Here is an 18,553-nt window from a genome sequence, read left to right as displayed (position 1 = left end):
TAATGAGAATCAAAAGAGCATTATTAAGTGTATCGGACAAAACAGGTATTGTGAAGCTGGCTCAGTTCCTGCATGACATTGGCGTAGAGATTATTTCTACCGGCGGCACGATGACAGCTATCAGAGAGGCAGGTATTCCTGTAACCTATGTCAGCGATGTAACCGGTTTTCCGGAAATTATGGATGGCCGCGTTAAAACCCTGAATCCTAAGATCCATGGCGGGATTTTGGCTGTACGCAGCAACCCCGAACATATGGCAGCTTTGGAAAAACATGATATCAAACCAATCGATCTGGTCGTTGTCAATCTGTATCCTTTTAAAGAAACGATTGCCAAACCAAACGTTACAGAAGCCGAAGCGATAGAAAATATTGATATTGGCGGCCCGGCAATGGTGCGTGCGTCCGCTAAAAATTTCCGTGACGTGATTATTGTTACCAATCCTGCCCGCTATACCAGCCTGATTGCCATGCTGCAGCAGTATGGGGACGCAGATATTAAAACACGCAAAACATTGGCCAAAGAAGCCTTTAACCATACTTCCGAATATGATGCTATGATCTGCGAATACCTGACCAAGCAGTTGGTCGAAGGTAAATAAGATGAAAAGGTTGATGAAACAATGCGTTTATTATTAATCGGCGGCGGCGGACGCGAACATGCTCTGGCCTGGAAATTGGCGCAAAGCCCGCAGGTAGAAACGATTTATGCGGCACCGGGAAATCCTGGTATCGCTTTGCTTGATAAATGTGAATGTATTGATTTACCTTTGCAGGAATTGGAAAAAGTTGCTGATTACGCTGAAGTAAATGGTATCGATTTAACTGTTGTCGGCCCGGAAGCAAGTCTTGTTGAAGGGATCGCCGACGTCTTTAAAGCCAGAGGTCTGGCACTGTTTGGACCCAGTAAGGCTGCTGCCGAACTGGAAGGTTCTAAGGCTTTTTCCAAGCAGCTGATGGAGAAATACAATATTCCTACAGCGTTTTTTAAAGTATGTGAGGATATAGAAACGGCCAAAGCCTATATTAGGGAAAAAGGCGCACCTATCGTTGTTAAGGCCGACGGCTTAGCAGCTGGTAAGGGTGTGGTCGTTGCGATGACCGAAGCAGAAGCACTTGCCGCTGTTGACGATATGATGGGCGACCTTAAATTTGGCGGTGCCGGTGCCCGTGTGGTTTTAGAAGAGTTTATGGAAGGCGAAGAAGCCTCTTTGCTGGCTTTTACGGACGGAGAGACTATTGTTTCCATGATTGCCGCACAGGATCACAAACGCGTCAACGATAATGATGAAGGTCCTAATACCGGTGGTATGGGAACTTATGCTCCTGCTCCGATCATGACGGATATTCTGCGTTTGAAGGCTGTGGAAAAGGTTCTAAAACCGACTATTGCTGCGATGAAGTCAGAAGGAAGACCGTATCAGGGCTGCTTATATGCCGGCTTGATGATCAACGGTGATGATATTAAAGTGGTTGAATTCAACTGCCGTTTTGGTGATCCGGAAACACAGGTCATCATGCCGCTGCTTGACGGTGATCTGGCAGAAATAATGCTGGCTTGTGCTACAGGTACTTTGGCGCAGGCTGATATTGGCTGGTACGAGAAAGCAGCTGTATGCGTAGTTATGGCTTCCGGCGGTTATCCAGGCAGCTATCAACAGGGACTGCCTATCAGTGGTCTGGAAGCTGCCGATGCCATGGACGGAGTAGTTGTTTTCCATGCCGGTACTAAAAATATCGATGGAAAAATAGTCACTGCCGGCGGCCGTGTGCTTGGCGTTACGGCTATTGGCAAAAATATCCGTGAAGCAAAAGATAAGGCTTATGAAGCTGTGGCAAAAATCAACTTTGAAGGAGCTCATTACCGTCAGGATATTGCCTGGCGTGCGTTAAAAAAATAATAACGACGTCCCAATGCTTTGGCACTGGGACGTTTTGTATAACCTAAATCAGTTTTAAAAGCCGGTAAGGCATAGTTTAAATTTAGAGCAAAGGAAGATGAAGAAAATGGCATTTTATTATGATGAACCCGCGCATACTTTTAGTGAATATCTGCTTGTTCCCGGTTATTCCTCTAAAGAATGTGTACCGACAAATGTTGATTTACGTACTCCGCTAGTAAAATTTAAAAAAGGTGAGGAAGCAGCGATTACTTTGAATATCCCGCTGGTTTCTGCGATCATGCAGTCTGTTTCCGATGATAAAATGGCGATCGCGCTGTCTAAAGAAGGCGGCATCTCTTTCATTTATGGTTCCCAGACGGTTGAAAGCGAGGCCGCAATGGTAGCTCGCGTAAAAACGCATCGCGCCGGTTTTGTCAGCAGTGATTCCAATATTCGCCCAGACAGCACCCTGGCAGACATCGTTGCCCTGAAAGAAAAAACAGGCCATTCTACGGTAGCAGTTACTTCTGACGGTACTGTGAACGGCAAACTGGAGGGTATCGTTACCAGCCGTGATTATCGTGTCAGCCGCATGGATCTGAATACCAAGGTCAGCACTTTTATGACGCCGATCGATGAAATGATCGTTGGCGGCAAAGAAACTACTTTGCAGGAAGCCAATGACATCATTTGGGATAATAAACTGAACACATTGCCGATCATTGATGATGAAGGCCGCTTATTATATATGGTTTTCCGCAAAGATTATGCAACGCATAAAGAATATCCCCTAGAGCTTTTAGACAGCAAAAAGCGTCACGTAGTTGGCGCTGGTATCAATACCCGTGATTACGCTGAACGTGTCCCGGCGTTAGTTAATGCCGGGGCCGATGTGCTGTGCATCGACTCTTCCGAGGGTTATTCGGAATGGCAGAAATTGACGCTGGACTGGGTGCGCGAACATTATGGAGATACTGTCAAGGTAGGCGCTGGTAATGTTGTCGATGCGGAAGGCTTCCGTTATCTGGCTGAGGCTGGCGCTGACTTTGTCAAAGTTGGTATCGGCGGCGGTTCTATCTGTATCACTCGTGAGCAAAAAGGTATCGGCCGTGGCCAGGCTACTGCGTTGATAGAAGTTGCTAAAGCACGTGATGAATATTATAAGGAAACAGGCATTTATGTTCCTATCTGTTCTGACGGCGGCATTGTTTATGATTACCATATGACTTTGGCCCTGGCAATGGGAGCGGACTTTTTGATGCTGGGCCGTTATTTTGCCCGTTTTGATGAAAGCCCGACGAATAAAGTCAATATCAACGGCAACTATATGAAGGAGTACTGGGGTGAAGGCTCGAACCGTGCCCGCAACTGGCAGCGCTATGATATGGGCGGCGCTTCCAAACTCTCATTTGAAGAAGGCGTTGATTCCTATGTGCCTTATGCAGGAACCTTGAAAGACAACGTAACGCTGACCCTGAGCAAAGTGCGTTCTACCATGTGCAACTGCGGCGCGCTTAATCTGGCTGAACTTAAGAAGAACGCTAAAATGACTCTGGTTTCTGCTACTTCGCTGGTAGAGGGCGGTGCCCATGACGTTATTTTGAAAGACAATAACATGAATAACTATGTAAAATAAGATTCACAAAGTTGGAAAAAGATTATGTGCATTGTATACATGCTGATTTATATTGACTTCTGAAGCTTGGAACTGTAAAATTAACACATAATTTATTTGATGGAAAGGCGTGTTGGAAGAATGAATTTGAAAAAATTAGTTACAGCTGCTGTATGCACTATGCTGATGGCTACAGTTGCTTTTACTGCCGGCTGCGGCGGCGAGAAAAAATCGGACAAGAAAGTATTGAAAGTTGGTATGGAATGTGCTTATGCTCCGTACAACTGGTCTCAGACCAAGGCTGACGGCGGCGCTGTAAAAATTGCAGGCAGCAATGAGTATGCTTATGGTTACGATGTAATGATGGCTAAAAAGCTGGCCGATTCTATGGGTGCTGATCTGGAAATCCAGAAAATCGAATGGGACGGTTTGGCTCCGGCTGTTGTCAGCGGCAAGATTGACGCTGCTATCGCAGGTATGTCTATTACCTCTAAACGTAAAGAAACTGTTGATTTTACCAAACCTTATTACTATGCGACGGTAGTGGCTCTGGTAAAAAAAGATTCTGAACAGGCTAAAGCTCAAAGCGTTGCTGACCTGAAAGGTTCGGTAGCTACTTCTCAGCTCAATACTATCTGGTATGATCAGATCGACCAGGTGCCTGATGTAAAAAAATTACCGGCTATTGATACTGTACCGGGTATGATCGTTGCCCTGACTTCCGGCAAATGTAATCTGATCGTTACCGATATCCCGACTGCCAAAGCTGCTGCTTTTGCTAATCCGGAATTGACTGTTTTGAATTTTGAAGAAGGTAAGGGGTTCAAAACTTCTCAAGAAGATGTTGAAATCGGTATCGCTGTAAAAAAAGGTAATGCAGAACTTGTTAAAGGGATGAATGCTGTTTTAGAAAAAATGACTGCTGCTGATTTTGATAAAATGATGGATGAAGCTATTAAAAAACAGCCTTTAGCTCAATAATAGTTACCGGTTATGTCTAAAGGGACGGCAATACTGCCGTCCCTTTATTTTCCTTTTCGACGCATTATTCTTTTGCGGATTAAGGGCTATCTGTGCTATAATGAATAACAGTGTTTTATCAATCAATTACGTTAGGTGGAGGAACTTATGACAACAATGCCCGAGTCATTTTTTGGATGGGTGGCTTTTTTACTGCATCAATATGGTGATGTTCTGTTAAAAGGCGCTTGTGTGACCTTACTTTTGGCTATTGTCGGCACTCTGATCGGTTGCGTTATCGGTCTTGTTGTAGGTATTATCCAGACTATTCCCGAGGATCCGAAGGCAAGCGCTTTTAAGAAAGCGCTTGTAAAAGTGACTCAATTGGTCTTGAATGCTTATGTAGAACTTTTTCGCGGTACGCCAATGATCGTACAGGCCATGGTAGTATATTATGGCGCAATGAGTATGTTTGATATTGATATGTCACCGATGTTTGCAGGCTTTTTAGTTGTGTCCATCAATACAGGTGCCTATATGGCAGAAACTGTACGCGGCGGTATTGAATCTATTGATCCGGGGCAGCGTGAAGCCGCTGTTGCTATCGGTATGGACCATTTTCAGACCATGCGCTGTGTAATTCTGCCGCAGGCTTTGCGTAATATCATGCCGCAGATCGGCAACAACCTGATCATTAATATAAAGGATACTTCGGTTTTGAATGTTATTTCTGTCACCGAGCTGTATTTTGCTTCAAAATCGGCAGCAGGCGTATATTACAGATATTTTGAAGTTTTCTTTATTACCTGTGTGATTTACTTTATTATGACTTTTACCGCTTCAAGATTGCTGCGCTGGTGGGAAGGGAAGATGGACGGACCCAAAGATTACCAATTGGTATCTTTTGATCCTATGCAGGACCCCTGCGGCCATTTTCCGGTCAACGTCGCCGGTAAAAAAAGAAAGGACGGTAATTATTAATGACTGCTGAACAAGGTAAAGAATTATTGTTATCCGTCCAGGGTTTAAAAAAGAATTTTGGGGAACGTGAAATTTTAAAAGGGATTGATTTTGACGTACATAAGGGCGACGTAGTTTGCGTTATCGGGCCTTCCGGCAGCGGCAAATCTACTTTGATCCGCTGCGTCAATTATTTGGAACAGCCTACTGACGGAGTTATTAGCTACCGTGGTGAGAATGTTCTGGAATGTTTCAAAAATCTGCCTTTATATCGTACTAAAGTAGGCATGGTTTTTCAGCAGTTCAATTTGTTTAATAATATGACGGTTTTGGAGAACTGCGTTGTAGGCCAGGTCAAAGTACTGGGCAAAAAGACGGAAGAAGCAAAAGCGATTGCAATGAAGTATTTGGAGCATGTCGGTATGGCAAGCTATATCAATGCCAAGCCACATCAGCTATCCGGCGGCCAAAAGCAGCGCGTGGCTATCGCCAGAGCTTTGGCTTTAGAGCCGGAAGTATTGCTGATGGATGAACCTACCTCTGCGCTTGACCCTGAGATGGTAGGCGAAGTTTTGGCGGTTATGCGCGAACTGGCAGAAGAAGGACTGACAATGGTTATCGTTACACACGAAATGGCATTTGCCCGCGATGTCTCAAGCCGTGTTATTTTTATTGACCAGGGTGTGATCGCTGAAGATGGCAGTCCGGAGGTTATTTTTACAGCACCGCAGAATCAGCGGACTAAGGATTTCCTGAGCCGATTCAGTTTAACTCGTTGTTAGCAGGAAAAAGCCCTTCTATGTAGAAATTACATGGGAGGGATTTTTTATTGAAAAAGCTGGGGAAGGATTAGCGTTATGAAAAAAATTTGTTTTGTTTGGACTTTGTTAGTGATCTGTTTTTTACCATTTGCAGTTAGTGAAGCGAGTATGGGGAGAAATACGATCTTGTTCGTACCCTTAGATAATAGACCTGTTTGTTTGGATTATGCGGTTGAAACGATGAAAGCTGCCGGCTGGAATGTGGAGACTCCTCCTTTAGAGTATATTGCCGGTAATGATCATAGCGGTGACCCTGATAAATTATATGAATGGCTGGCAGAACGTTCGGCGGCAGCAAATGCTATCATTGTTTCCTCAGATGCGCTGATTTATGGGGGGCTGGTCGATTCACGTACGCATCATCTGCCGCAGGAGGTTTTGGCAGAGCGAGCGGAACGTTTATTAAATTTGAAGACACTAGGCGGCGATCCGTTGATTTATGTATTTACAACGATCATGCGCTCACCGAAAGCGAGCAGTGCTCCTGTGGAGCCTGCCTATTATGCCGAATGGGGGCAAAAACTGTTTAGGCTGGGAGCGTTGGAAGATAAACTTGATTTAAAAGAAATCAGCAGAAAAGAACGCAGAGAACTGGCCGGCTTGCAGACTGAAATACCCCAGGCTGTGCAAGAGGACAGAGCACAGCGGCGCAGTTTGAACATCGCAACTACGGAACTTTTACTGCATGGCGTCGAAAGTGGCAATTTTGATTATCTGCTGATTGGACGGGATGATACGGCCCCATATTCACAGGCCCATAAAGAAGCGCGGAAGATGGATATCCTGGTGCGAGAACTGCCAAAAGAAAAAATTCGTTTTTTCTCGGGGGCGGATCAGCTGGGGTTACTTTTATTGAGCCGGGCTGCCAGCAGGGTAAGTTATGAAATTCCCATGATTTATGTTGATTTTGCCGACGGTAAAGGCGGAGCAACGATCCCAACTTATGAAGATGATCCAATAGCATTCAGTGCATCTGAGCATATCCATGCTGCCGGCGGCTGGCCTACTGCTAAATTGGCGCGTGCAGATCTGGTCTTAGCAGTCAATACTCCGTTTGACGGTGTGACATTAGAGGCCTCAAGCCCGACAAATGATGGCGTGCTGACCAAACATACAGAAAAATTTGCTGCTGATATAAAAAGTTATCTAAAACAGGGTAAACCAGTAGCAGTTGCCGACGTCGCTTATGGTAATGGTGCGGACAACGCTTTGGTCAAAGAACTGTTTCAGGAACAACTGGCAGAAAAACTTGCAGCTTATGGCGGCTGGAATACTGCCGGTAACACTTTGGGTTTTGCCTTAGCGCAAGGATTGCTGGCTAAGAAGATGGATACGGCAGAGCGTCTATATCTGCTTGATGTAAGATATTTAGACGATTGGGCCTATCAGGCTAATGTGCGTAATAAAACTTATGTAGAATTGATTTGGCCCAATTACTGGCCTAACAGTGGGCTGAACACACAGCAGGTACAGGAAGCCGAAGCTGTTATTACTAAAGATATTTTAGAGATAGCGAAGCCGGTTTTAGGTGAACGCGCTAAAGATTATAATTTTATTTTACCGTGGCAGCGTATGTTTGAAGTAGAAGTAAGCAAAAAATAAATATTGTTATAGTACGACCCGACAGGCTTAAATGCCTGTCGGGTCGTACTATTTTTTGAAGACTTTTATGCTTATAAATCAAAAACATGTTTATATAAAATAAACATTTTAAATAAATGATAATTAGTGTATAATAAAATAAAAATATTAGCTAAAACAAATGAATGTATAATAATAAATCAGGGAATTTTTAGAATATGGGTGGATCATGAATATAAAGATTCGAAAGTATCAATTACTTATGGTTTTACTGGTGATAGTAATTTCTTGTGTTTTTGTGAATACTGTTAATTGCAATCCTCAGGGAGATAATACAAGAAAACAGCAAGAACAGGCAATCCTGGTCAACTCTGTAGACGATAAACGAGGTTTTGCTTTTTTACAGAAAAAACTTCAGGATCAGAATGATGTAATCATTTATTCTGTAAATCAACATGGGCTGGCTGATTATGGTGTCAGTGAATCCATGGGACAGGCTATGGAATATGCCGCTTTGATAAAAGATAAAAAATACTTTGATTTGATGGCGGACCAGACTGATAAACATTACTTGAATCAGGTCGGGTATTATTATTGGAAAATTAATGCTAAAGATTATAGTGGCGAGAGAATTTCGGCTTTGATAGATGATTTGAGAATATTTAAAGCATATTATCTGGCCGCCCGAAATAATATGGGAGATTACAGTAAACAGTTAGCTTCTGTTTCTGAGTCTATCTATAAATTTGATAGTGATGGTAAATATTTATATGACTTTTATGATGACAGAAGTCAGAAAAAAGCCGATTATGTTTCACTTTTTTATTTGGATATGAATGCTATAGATATGCTGAAAGCGTATGATGAAGAAAAATGGCAGGAGGTGTGGCAAACTTCACTGTCTCTGCTGCAGAAGATGGAAAAGAGGGACCATGGTTTTTATCCTGTTGCTTTTGATTATAGTAGTAAAAAATATGTATGGAATAAAACTGGCATAAATATGGTAGAAAATCTGTATACTGCTTTAAATTTATATAATGCAGATGGTGATGTAGACAGTTTACTGAAATTTATGCGCGGTGAGATCAAAGTAAAGAAAAAAATAGCCAATTGGTATCATTTTGACGGTTCCGTAAAAGACGAAAACGAGTCGGCGGCAGTGTATGCTTTGGCAGCTCGTTTATTTGCGTTGAACAATGATAAAAAACATGCCCTATGGTGTTATAACAAAGTCCTGGCATTTCAAATTGAAGATGTTTGTGCTTTTGGCGGTGGCTTTGGCGATCAGGATTCTGGTATGGTCTATGCGTTTGACCAGCTGGAAGCATTGCTTATGTTAAGGATGGTGCAGGGAATTGGTGAATAAAGGGATTAGACCTGATATTATCTGGTTCAATAGTTTTATCATTACTGTTTTATGTGTATTTGCAGTTATTCTTTTACGGTTTGAAGTATTGGATATATTTTTTGCTTTTGGAATTTTCGGTATTTTTCTTCTGACAGCAGTTTTTTCATATATGCTTGGTTTACAGCGAGGCTTGCTTGTTTCTGTTGCTGTTACATTTTGTTATGGCAGTTATCTTATTTATGCAGTAATAATCAGCAAGGAAATGACGACGGTTGAGCCGTTATATGTGGCCTGGCTTTTTTTGATACCGACGATAAGCATTTTGGCGGCGAAGTTAGGAGAAAGTATTGCCAGTAATAGTGCTGTGGCTAAGGATATTGAAGCTATAGAAGAGCTTGTTACTTTGGATGGAGCCACAGGATTTTACAATAACCAGGGCTTTTTTAAGAAGCTGGATGAAGAATTTTGGCGTGCGAAAAGATATAATGAAGTCTTTACGCTGCTGTTACTGCAGATAGCCAATTTTGATGAAATTCAGATAGCATATGGTAATGTCGGTGCAAGTAGGATCTTGATAGCGGTTGCCCAGAATATTGATCAGCAGATGCGTGGGACCGATATTAAAGGGATTTTAGTTAATAATACTTTGGGGATTTTGATGCCAGGTACTGATGCTGCCGGTGCGGATATCGTGGTAGAAAAACTGCATTTGTTTTTGACAGTTGTTGCGGTGGATTTTGAAAATGGCAAAAAGAATATAAAAGTTAAGCCAAGTATTGGTGCCGCCGCTTTTAAAGAAAGTGACATTGATGTTATTGAGGTATACGAACGGGCTAAAACCGAACTTACTTATGACCGTGGGTAGAAACTAACAGTTGTTTTGGGGGATACATGAGCGCAGAAAAATTATTTTTTATTTCAATGAGTGCTACCTGGCTGATATTGTTTTACCATGTGTTTTTAACTGTCGGTGGCTACAAGCATTTTTTGAAAACGATGCATGACGATGATCAGGATATGCGAATGGAGTACTATCCATTTGTCAGTGTGCTGGTACCGGCACATAATGAAGAGGCCGTTATTGGCAGAACTGTAGAAGCCCTGGGAAGATTTGCCTATCCGAAAGACCGTTATGAAATAATTGTAATCAACGATTGCTCCAGCGATAAAACAGGTTTGATTTTAGAAGAGAAGCAAAAGAAGCTTCCGCAGCTGAAAGTGGTGACTTTGCAGCCGCCTGTTGGAGCTAAAGGAAAATCAAATGCTCTGAATCACGGTTTAAAAGCCAGCTGTGGTGAATATGTTGCCGTTTATGATGCTGATAATACACCTGAACGTGGTGCTTTACTGCAGTTAGTCAATAAATTATATAACAATGACAAATTGGGAGCAGTTGTAGGTAAGTTTAGAACACGCAACCGCAATGTAAATTATCTTACACGCTTTATAAATATTGAGACCTTGAGTTTTCAATGGTTATTACAGGCCAGCCGATGTTATTGGTTCGGCCTTACTACTATACCTGGGACTAACTTTGTTGTGCGGAGAAGTATTCTTGAAAGTATCAATGGCTGGAATGATCAGGCGCTGACGGAGGATACAGAGTTAACGATCCGGATTTATGATTTTGGTTATACCATTTTCTGGTATCCGCACGCTGTGACTTGGGAACAGGAACCGGAATCGCTGCGGGTCTGGATGAAACAGAGAACGCGCTGGGCACGTGGAAATTTATGGATCATCAGCCAGTATTTACTGCGGATATTTCAGCTTAAGGACAGAAAGATCGGTACAGATATAGTTTATTTTGCATTTACGTATTTTGTATTTTTTGCTGCAGTAATCATATCAGACGTATTATTTGTTTTAGGAGCGTTTGGAATAGTTCGTCTTAGTATAGATGCGCCGTTATCGTTGATCTGGTTGTTAGCCTATGCGCTTTTTGTAACAGAAACCTTTATCTCGCTTTCCCTGGAACGTGGTGAAGGAAGTTTAAGCAATCTGTTTTTGATTTGCCTGATGTATTTTACTTATTGCCAGCTGTGGATCATTTTAGTATTTAAAGCACTGTACGAGAGCCTGAAAGATAAGATTCAGGGAAAAGGAGTCCATTGGTATAAAACAGAGCGAAGTTCTAATTAAGAAAGAGATTGTCAGGAAAGGTTCTGTAAAATATGGAAAAAGAAGCTCTTATGAGACGAGATGCGATAATGTTTGATGGGATTGTCCTGCTGCTTTTTACTGCAGCGTTAACGATCATATTATGTTTTTTAAATAATGACAGAGAATTTGCTTTTCTTGTTTTTGCATGTTTAAGTTTTAATATTATAGTTTCCTATTCGTTAGGGATAACTAAAGGGTTATATTTATCAGTTGCTTTTGTAGCAATCTTCAGCGGGTATACTTTGTATGATCTTGTTGCACAGGAAAAAATTGCTGCTGATGCTTATATTAGTTTTTTTTCACTGCTGTGTTTTCCCGTCGGCAGTTTTTTAGGTGGTAAATTGGCGGAAGTGGTAGAAAAGAATCTGCAGAAAATAGAAGATGTATCTGAATTGGAAAAACTGGTCACTCTTGATGGGAGTACAGGTTTTTATAATCAGCAGGGATTTTTTATACAGCTGGAGGAGGAAGTTGGCCGCGCTAAACGTTATGGTACTGGCTTTTCTTTGATTTTATTTCAGATCAGTAATTTACAGCAGCTTGAAGCTATTTATAAAAAACAGGACGTTATATTTATCAAAAAAACTGTGGCGGAAATTGTTGCCAGTAAATTGCGGTTTACTGACTATAAAGGGATTTTAGATGATGGCAGCATCAGCGTTATTCTGCCTCAGACAGAAAGCGAGGGGCTGGATATCGTTGTAAGTAAAATAGATACAGCTATTGGCTTGATACCGGTGAAGTTAAGCAACGCTAAGCGTATGGTACGCGTAAAGACTTCACTTGGATATGCTACGTTTGATAATACTGATACAGATTACATGAAATTATATTTGCGGGCGAAAGAAGATTTGGAGAATGTCAAATAGCATGCGGTTAATCCAAAAAATAATATTTGTATTCTTGCTGCTGTTTTTGGGCGCCTGTAACTGTTTTGCTCAGTCTTCAGGAAGGAATTTTTTGGTCTATGATCTGCAGATGCGGTATGGTGGGACTTTCCCGCTGGTTCTTTCATTGGCAGAACATTTAGGACATTTTGAAGATAATTATGTGCTTATCTCTGCAGATGAATGGAAACCTGGTATGTTACAGGATGCAGATAACATAGTTTATGCTGGATTGCAGCAAAGAAAATTGCCGCAGGCATTGTTGGAGGAAATAGCGGCTGCCAATCAGGTCCTGTGGTTTGAAGATAATATAGAACAACTGGCAGAAGTTAAGGCATGGCGTAATTTCAGGTTGTTAGGTAAGGTAAGTGACTGGACTTATATAAATTTTAAAGAGAGAAGCTTTTATGATTGGATGAGTGTGGAATATACTGATCCTGGAAAAGATGTAAATGTTATAGCAACAGCAAAAAAGTTTATTGATGAGGTGCCTGTTATATGGCAACGCGAAAATGTATATTACTCAGGCATGCTGGAGTTTAATGAACAATTCGATGATTATATGGGATATTTACTGCATCAGGTGTTTAAACAGCACACTGATGCTCCGCGGCCAAGGGCTTTTTTGCGGGTCGAAGATGTAAGCCCTATTGTTGATCCTAAAGCTGTAAAAGCCGTTATCGAAAGAATAGAAAAATATAATATTCCCTTTTCTATAGGTGTGGTTCCAGTTGGCATTATGGACGGCAAGAAACATTATTTACACGAGCAGGAAGAACTGGTTGCGGTTCTGCAGGAAGCGCAGAAACATGGAGCCAGCATTATTATGCATGGTTATACCCATCAAAATGAATTTTCGCCGACAACAGGCGAGGGGTATGAATTTTGGAATGCTAAAGATGATAAACCAATGGATGATGAAGAAAGTTTTACTGTTCCGCGTATTGAAGCGGGTATTTCCGAATTGCTGCGTTGCGGCTTGATTCCACTTGCTTTTGAGGCACCGCATTATGCCGCAAGCCGAAAAACTTATGAGATATTAAGCAGGTATTTTAATATTTATTCCGGACAGCTGCAGATTTCTGATGACACAGACAGCATTACTATGACGCTTCCGTATATGATAAAGTCGAGATATCTGTACGGAATGCTGGTTATTCCGGAAAACATGGGTTTTTATGATGGCGGCGAGTTTGTGATAGAAGAAATGCTGAATAAAAGTGCTTCCCTTAAAACCATACCGGGCGCTGTAGCCTGTTTTTTCTATCATGGATATCTGAAGCCTGATAAAGTAGGCCCGATTATTGAAGGACTGCAAAAGCAGGAGTACGAATTTTTGGATTTAAAATATCTGCCGGTGAAAGTGCAGGCGCCGGGAATCTTAATTACAGCAGCAGATGGTGTTGTAAATGCTGTTGTTGCTGAAAAGGTAAAGCAGTCATGGCAGACTGCACCAGGAGAACAATATTTAAAAATTAACAAGATCGTCAGTCTTCAGGCGGCAGTTTTAGTAGTGATTTTAACTGCATTTATATATATAATCTTCAAATTAAAACGCAATACAAAAAAACATTATGAAAAATGATTAATATTAAGGATGTGTTGGGAGTATGCTCAAGAGAGTATGTTTGTTGATAGTGATGGTATGGTCGCTGGCGATTCTGTTCACGGCAGAAGCGGCGCCGCTGGAGCTTGGTCCTAAGCCTGTGATACAGGGAAATGAATATAGTATAAGTTTATTTATGGATGACAAGGTTTTGCGTAATCCGAATGCAGCATTGACGGGATTTTTGGAAATTAAGCCGGGGATGAAGCTTTCAGTATCACCTGTCTTGGATTTATGGTATTCATATTCACCGACGATTCTGCCTGATATTTCTACAATGACTGTTTCTGTAAATGGTATTCCGGCAGAAAGCCGCCGTCTTGTACCAGATGGCGCGTTTAAAAGCAACTGGCAGGTAGCCCTGCCACTGACAAGTTTACGAGAAGGTATTAATGAAATTACGATCAGTGTTCTACACAGGTCTATTGAAGGGCTGTGCAAAGATATTGATAATGATGCTAATTGGTTCATTATTCGTCCGGAAACAACGATAAAATTTAAAGTTGACGCAATGGATTACAGTTTGGCTAATTTTCCGAATCCTTTTATAGATGAATACTTTGGGGCACGCAATAATGTTGTATTCTCTCTTGTCGATCTTAGTGAAAACAATATTGTGTCTATGCTGCAGCTGTCGTCATTTATGGGACGTATGGCCGGTTATGGCGCACCAGTGTTTTGGGAAGCAAGACAGGAAAAGCCTGATGAGCATATTGACGCGAATGTTATAACGGTGGGCAGTCAGGTGGATGCTGGGACAAGTTTCAGCGGCGATACTGCATTTTTGAAGCTGCTTCCTTCGTTAAATGGGCATTATAATCTGATAGCAGGCGGTAATGATGCCAGGGGTGTAAAACTGGCTGTTAATGCTTTGTGCAATAATAAATTCGTCAGAACACTGAGTGGGAATGAAACACAGTTTTCTCTGCCGGTGCAGGCTGAAAAACTTTCTGCTAAAAAGGCGCTGGAGAGCAAAGGAGTTTACACGCTTCGGGATATTGGTTATGATGATGATATTTTAGCAGCCGGTGCATTTCATCAGGAAGCAGAAATATTTATTCCTAAACCATCTAATTATGACGTTGAAGAAGGATCTTATATTGAGCTGCATTTCAGGCATGCTAAAATTCTTGACCGCAAGAAATCGGCTGTGACTATTTATGTTAATGAGGTGCCGATCAGATCAGAAGTGCTGACGGCTGAAAATGCCGATGGCGGGATTTTAAAGGCAGAGCTGCCGGTTTTGCCGGCTAATCAGCAAGGATGGCGTGTGCGCTTTGCTTTTTATCACGACCTTGGCATAATCGACTGTTCTAAAAGATATGACGATGTAGCATGGTCTGTGATAGAAAAAGAGACCAGTATTTATTTGGCAGTGGGTAACCGTTCAAGACAGGAAAGTCTGGCAGATTTCCCCGGATATTTTAAAGCTGACAGTAATGGTGATATTGTACTGACAATGTGGCTCAGCCAGGCACCAGATGACGATGAGCTTACGGTCGCGGCTCAATTAGCATACTGGATTGGTCAGAACAATACAGGTAATATAATCTGGAAAGTTCAGAACGGCGCGAATGCCGATATAGATAATGAAAGTGGTACGGTTATTATTGTTGGACAGAACCGTGTTTTGATGGAAAGAAATGCTGTTAGAGGTATTTTGCCGATCAGTATTGATGCAGATGGCACAATGAAGACCAGCGAATGGTTGAATATTGCTGCAGATGCAATAAACCAAAAAAATATTTTTCAGGTTGGACATAAAAACGATAACATTATCTATGCATTTACCTATGCAGATAGCGAGAATATGAAAAGCTTTATGCGCTTGGCTTTCGTTAACGGAACTAATCTTAATGGACAGGTGGCATTAATAGATGCAAATGGGAAGACTCTGACTTTTGCAGAAGAGGTAAAATATCAGGAGACGGGCTTCACTAGAATTTTAAAAAGTTTTTCCGGTAATCGTTTGGGAAGTTATCTGGTAGTGATTGCTATAGTTGTTGGCGGTACGCTGGCACTGATGTGGTACTCTAAGCGCCGTAAGTAAAAATTGACGAAAGGAGAGCAGGCAGATGCAGAAAAAATTCCTAACTATGTGTTGCAGTCTTTGCATATTGATGCCTTCAACAGTTAGCGCAAGTGCCATCACAGTTCCTCCAGATGTCAAAGATGTTGCTGAAAGTACGGTTGAGTATTCTAAGAGTTTTGGGTACAGGGCAAGATTTGAGCAGGAGTTGAATGATGCCTCGTTAAATAAACAACAGATGGAAAAAGAAATGGCAGCTTCATGGTCGTCGGTAGTAAGATTGTTGGAACAGGCAGAAAAAAACAGGACCTTGCTGAATGCTAATCAGGAGCTGCTGCAGCATATGCTGCAGGATAACAGTGCGTATGCGCAGAGAGTTCAAGAGCTTGAAGAGAAAAGCAAAAACGCCTGGTCCGCAGCAGCTGATGCTGCAAATTATGCGGAAGGGCTTGATGATGCACAGATAGAAGGCAGTTTGGCCGAGGAACAGGTCAGTGCAGCATATGCATATGCCGGACGCTTGCAAGGTCAAGCTGAAAGTATTGACGCTGAACTGGAAAAAGTTTTACTTGAATATGAAGCGATGCAGAATAAAACTGATTTGCTGGTGGAAGTAAGAGATGAAACAGCAGCAGAACTTGTTGAACAGGAAAAAGAATTAGCAGAGTCAATGTATAATGCAGGACGCTATATGGATTATGCGTCCGAAGGCAGGTTTTATTATGAGCAGCTGCTAAAAGAAAAAAAGAATCCGTATCAGGATCTGTCTGGATTTGTGAGAAACAATTTTTTTAATTGGCATGGAAATGGTTGGAGTGGCAGCCAGTTCGTTCAACCATATTATTTTGGCTATGCGAATAAAAATAACTATTGGGGCCTTAACTTCAATTATGTGAGCTCAAAAAACACAACACCGGGACATGAAGGTAAAATAAACACTTTTACAGATACTTTACTGTATTTTTCGACGCGCAATAGTAAGGATAAATATATAGTTGATTATAATTTGGGAATCAACATTCCTACAGGGAAAACAAAGCTGTCAAGTTATGAGCGCAATGCCAGAATGGATGAAGATCTGGTGAGATTTGCCGAGTTTGGCGAAGGGTGGAACTTTACTCCAGGAATAGCTGTTACGCGTAGAATTGGGGGGGACAAAGATCTGCTGACAGTGGGAACAAGCTATTCTTTCAAAGGTGCTTATGATCCCACCAGTGATATAGACGATGACAAACTAAATCCTGGTAATGAATGGCAAAAATATTTGCGTTGGCAGCACGCTGAAGAAAAATGGCAGTTAGTAGGAGAAGTTCTGCATACCAGTTCTGCGGAAAGTAAAATTGCAGATGGCACTGCTTTTGATACAGGCGCAGTTTGGGAAACACGTCTGACATATAATCGGAATTTATCAAAGGATCAGGCGTTGATGCTATATTATTGGTACTATCATGAAAATAATGAAATTATTTTGAATAAAAGAGTTGAAGAATCTCCAGTACATTATTTTGGTACAGAATGGAAAAAACATTTGTCAAAAAAAACAGATCTGCGCCTAGCGGCAGATATCATGATAGCCAATGGCATCAGGTATAGTTCGCTTACAGATTCTTATGTAGATGACAGAAAGAAAGTCACTTTTGGAATAGGTTATGATCTGAAAATGGATGACAGAAATAAATTATCGTTGGACATTCAGCATTTTTCAATGCATGACGGTAAAAATTCTAATGGTGACGAGGCCAGAGAATATCGTGGTTTTAATTTTTTGACAAGCTTTTATCATACGTTTTAGAAAGGACTGTACTGTATGTTGAATAACAGGGGCGTATGTGTCTATGTGGCGATGTTGTTGTCAGCAGTATTTTTGATACTGCCTGTTTATACACAGGCTTCTGGCAGAGTTAGTGTATATGCGGACGATTATGTGCAGTTTTTGCTGCCTGCAGAATTAAAGGGGGAACCTGTTTCAGAAAATCCTTTTCAAATTTGTTTAACTGATATTGATGGTGACAGGATATATTTTGCAGTCAGTAAAAAAAGAAATGTGAATGCTGATAAGGATATAATTTCCGGCGAAGGAACTATGGCGGTTGCTGAAAATGTAATAACGGGTGACGATACTTTGCTTGTTTCTGATTATGGCAGCAAATTATTGGGACCGCATAGTAAGAAAATTAACTGGATACGTCTGCAGAGGCAACAAAGTTTAAATGATTATCTGATGATTTACTTTTGGAATAATATGGAAAAGCAGTATCTTTTTTTGTTGGAAGGGCCTCAGATAAAAATGGACGCGATGATAAAATTAGTAGAAGAAAATATAATTTTAGGAAAATAAAGAATAAAAATGAGTTGAATTGACCTCAAATTTAATAAAATTTGAGGTTTTTCTTTTAGATTTAAGAGTTGGTAACAAATCATAGAAAATTTTGTAAAAAATGATGAAATAATACATATTAAATATCCTCTGAAAATGGAAATACAAGTCTAAAAAGATTACAAAATCAAATAATTTTATGTAAAACATATTACAAAGTTACGCAAAAGAAACACTAGGAGCCGTGGAATACAAGAGCTACGGTTTAATGCGGGTTTATGCTCACAAAAAATCTGTAAAAAGTATTGACAGGGATAAGCCGCAGTGATACAATATGTAAGTATCTCGGGATAGCTATGCGCTTTTACAAGGAGGGTTTGTGA

The 18,553-nt window shown here is 41.2% G+C and carries 15 protein-coding genes; all 15 read left to right on the top strand.

What is annotated here, in order from left to right; all coding sequences use genetic code 11:
* Nucleotides 1–2 precede the first annotated feature (2 nt).
* The 15 genes from Q4G98_RS08275 (at nt 3) to Q4G98_RS08205 (ending at nt 18,191) form a co-directional block, all read left to right on the top strand.
* The gene (locus Q4G98_RS08275) at nt 3–602 is read left to right on the top strand and encodes an mGS-like domain protein (RefSeq protein ID WP_021717058.1); all 600 of its coding nucleotides are present in this window, start codon (nt 3–5) and stop codon (nt 600–602) included.
* 21 nt (nt 603–623) lie between these two features.
* The gene (gene purD / locus Q4G98_RS08270; RefSeq protein WP_298563375.1) at nt 624–1,901 is read left to right on the top strand and encodes a phosphoribosylamine--glycine ligase; all 1,278 of its coding nucleotides are present in this window, start codon (nt 624–626) and stop codon (nt 1,899–1,901) included.
* 106 nt (nt 1,902–2,007) lie between these two features.
* Entirely contained in the window at nt 2,008–3,519 is a 1,512-nt protein-coding gene (locus Q4G98_RS08265; RefSeq protein ID WP_293545005.1) for an IMP dehydrogenase, read from the top strand.
* A 120-nt stretch (nt 3,520–3,639) separates the two neighbouring features.
* Nucleotides 3,640–4,479 carry a transporter substrate-binding domain-containing protein gene (locus tag Q4G98_RS08260; protein ID WP_177561015.1) on the top strand — a complete coding sequence of 280 codons (840 nt, stop codon included), beginning with the start codon at nt 3,640–3,642 and terminating at the stop codon, nt 4,477–4,479.
* A 156-nt stretch (nt 4,480–4,635) separates the two neighbouring features.
* Entirely contained in the window at nt 4,636–5,439 is an 804-nt protein-coding gene (locus Q4G98_RS08255) for an ABC transporter permease subunit (protein WP_177561030.1), read from the top strand.
* The gene (locus tag Q4G98_RS08250) at nt 5,439–6,200 is read left to right on the top strand and encodes an amino acid ABC transporter ATP-binding protein (RefSeq protein WP_298563376.1); all 762 of its coding nucleotides are present in this window, start codon (nt 5,439–5,441) and stop codon (nt 6,198–6,200) included. Before Q4G98_RS08255 ends, Q4G98_RS08250 begins: the two co-directional genes overlap by 1 nt.
* Before the next feature lie 75 nt (nt 6,201–6,275).
* The gene (locus Q4G98_RS08245; protein WP_298563377.1) at nt 6,276–7,841 is read left to right on the top strand and encodes a DUF4127 family protein; all 1,566 of its coding nucleotides are present in this window, start codon (nt 6,276–6,278) and stop codon (nt 7,839–7,841) included.
* Between the two features lie 208 nt (nt 7,842–8,049).
* A complete protein-coding gene (locus tag Q4G98_RS08240; RefSeq protein WP_298563378.1) occupies nt 8,050–9,186 on the top strand; it encodes a hypothetical protein in 1,137 nt (378 codons plus the stop codon).
* Nucleotides 9,179–10,033, top strand: coding sequence for a diguanylate cyclase (locus Q4G98_RS08235; RefSeq protein ID WP_298563380.1), 855 nt, complete (start codon nt 9,179–9,181; stop codon nt 10,031–10,033). The genes Q4G98_RS08240 and Q4G98_RS08235 overlap by 8 nt, the downstream gene beginning before the upstream one ends.
* A gap of 26 nt (nt 10,034–10,059) precedes the next feature.
* Nucleotides 10,060–11,310 carry a glycosyltransferase family 2 protein gene (locus tag Q4G98_RS08230; RefSeq protein ID WP_298563382.1) on the top strand — a complete coding sequence of 417 codons (1,251 nt, stop codon included), beginning with the start codon at nt 10,060–10,062 and terminating at the stop codon, nt 11,308–11,310.
* A gap of 68 nt (nt 11,311–11,378) precedes the next feature.
* Nucleotides 11,379–12,200 carry a diguanylate cyclase gene (locus Q4G98_RS08225; protein WP_298563385.1) on the top strand — a complete coding sequence of 274 codons (822 nt, stop codon included), beginning with the start codon at nt 11,379–11,381 and terminating at the stop codon, nt 12,198–12,200.
* Nucleotides 12,201–12,345: 145 nt separating this feature from the next.
* The gene (locus Q4G98_RS08220) at nt 12,346–13,803 is read left to right on the top strand and encodes a DUF2334 domain-containing protein (protein WP_298563387.1); all 1,458 of its coding nucleotides are present in this window, start codon (nt 12,346–12,348) and stop codon (nt 13,801–13,803) included.
* Between the two features lie 25 nt (nt 13,804–13,828).
* Entirely contained in the window at nt 13,829–15,874 is a 2,046-nt protein-coding gene (locus tag Q4G98_RS08215) for a cellulose biosynthesis cyclic di-GMP-binding regulatory protein BcsB (protein WP_298563389.1), read from the top strand.
* Nucleotides 15,875–15,899: 25 nt separating this feature from the next.
* Nucleotides 15,900–17,645, top strand: coding sequence for a hypothetical protein (locus tag Q4G98_RS08210; protein ID WP_293662204.1), 1,746 nt, complete (start codon nt 15,900–15,902; stop codon nt 17,643–17,645).
* Between the two features lie 132 nt (nt 17,646–17,777).
* The gene (locus Q4G98_RS08205) at nt 17,778–18,191 is read left to right on the top strand and encodes a hypothetical protein (RefSeq protein ID WP_298563391.1); all 414 of its coding nucleotides are present in this window, start codon (nt 17,778–17,780) and stop codon (nt 18,189–18,191) included.
* The last annotated feature ends 362 nt before the right edge of the window (nt 18,192–18,553 follow it).

Source organism: uncultured Phascolarctobacterium sp. (assembly GCF_958349595.1).
GTDB lineage: Bacteria > Bacillota > Negativicutes > Acidaminococcales > Acidaminococcaceae > Phascolarctobacterium.
Note: the sequence above shows the minus strand (reverse complement) of the source record. Positions and strands in the feature narration are given on the sequence as shown.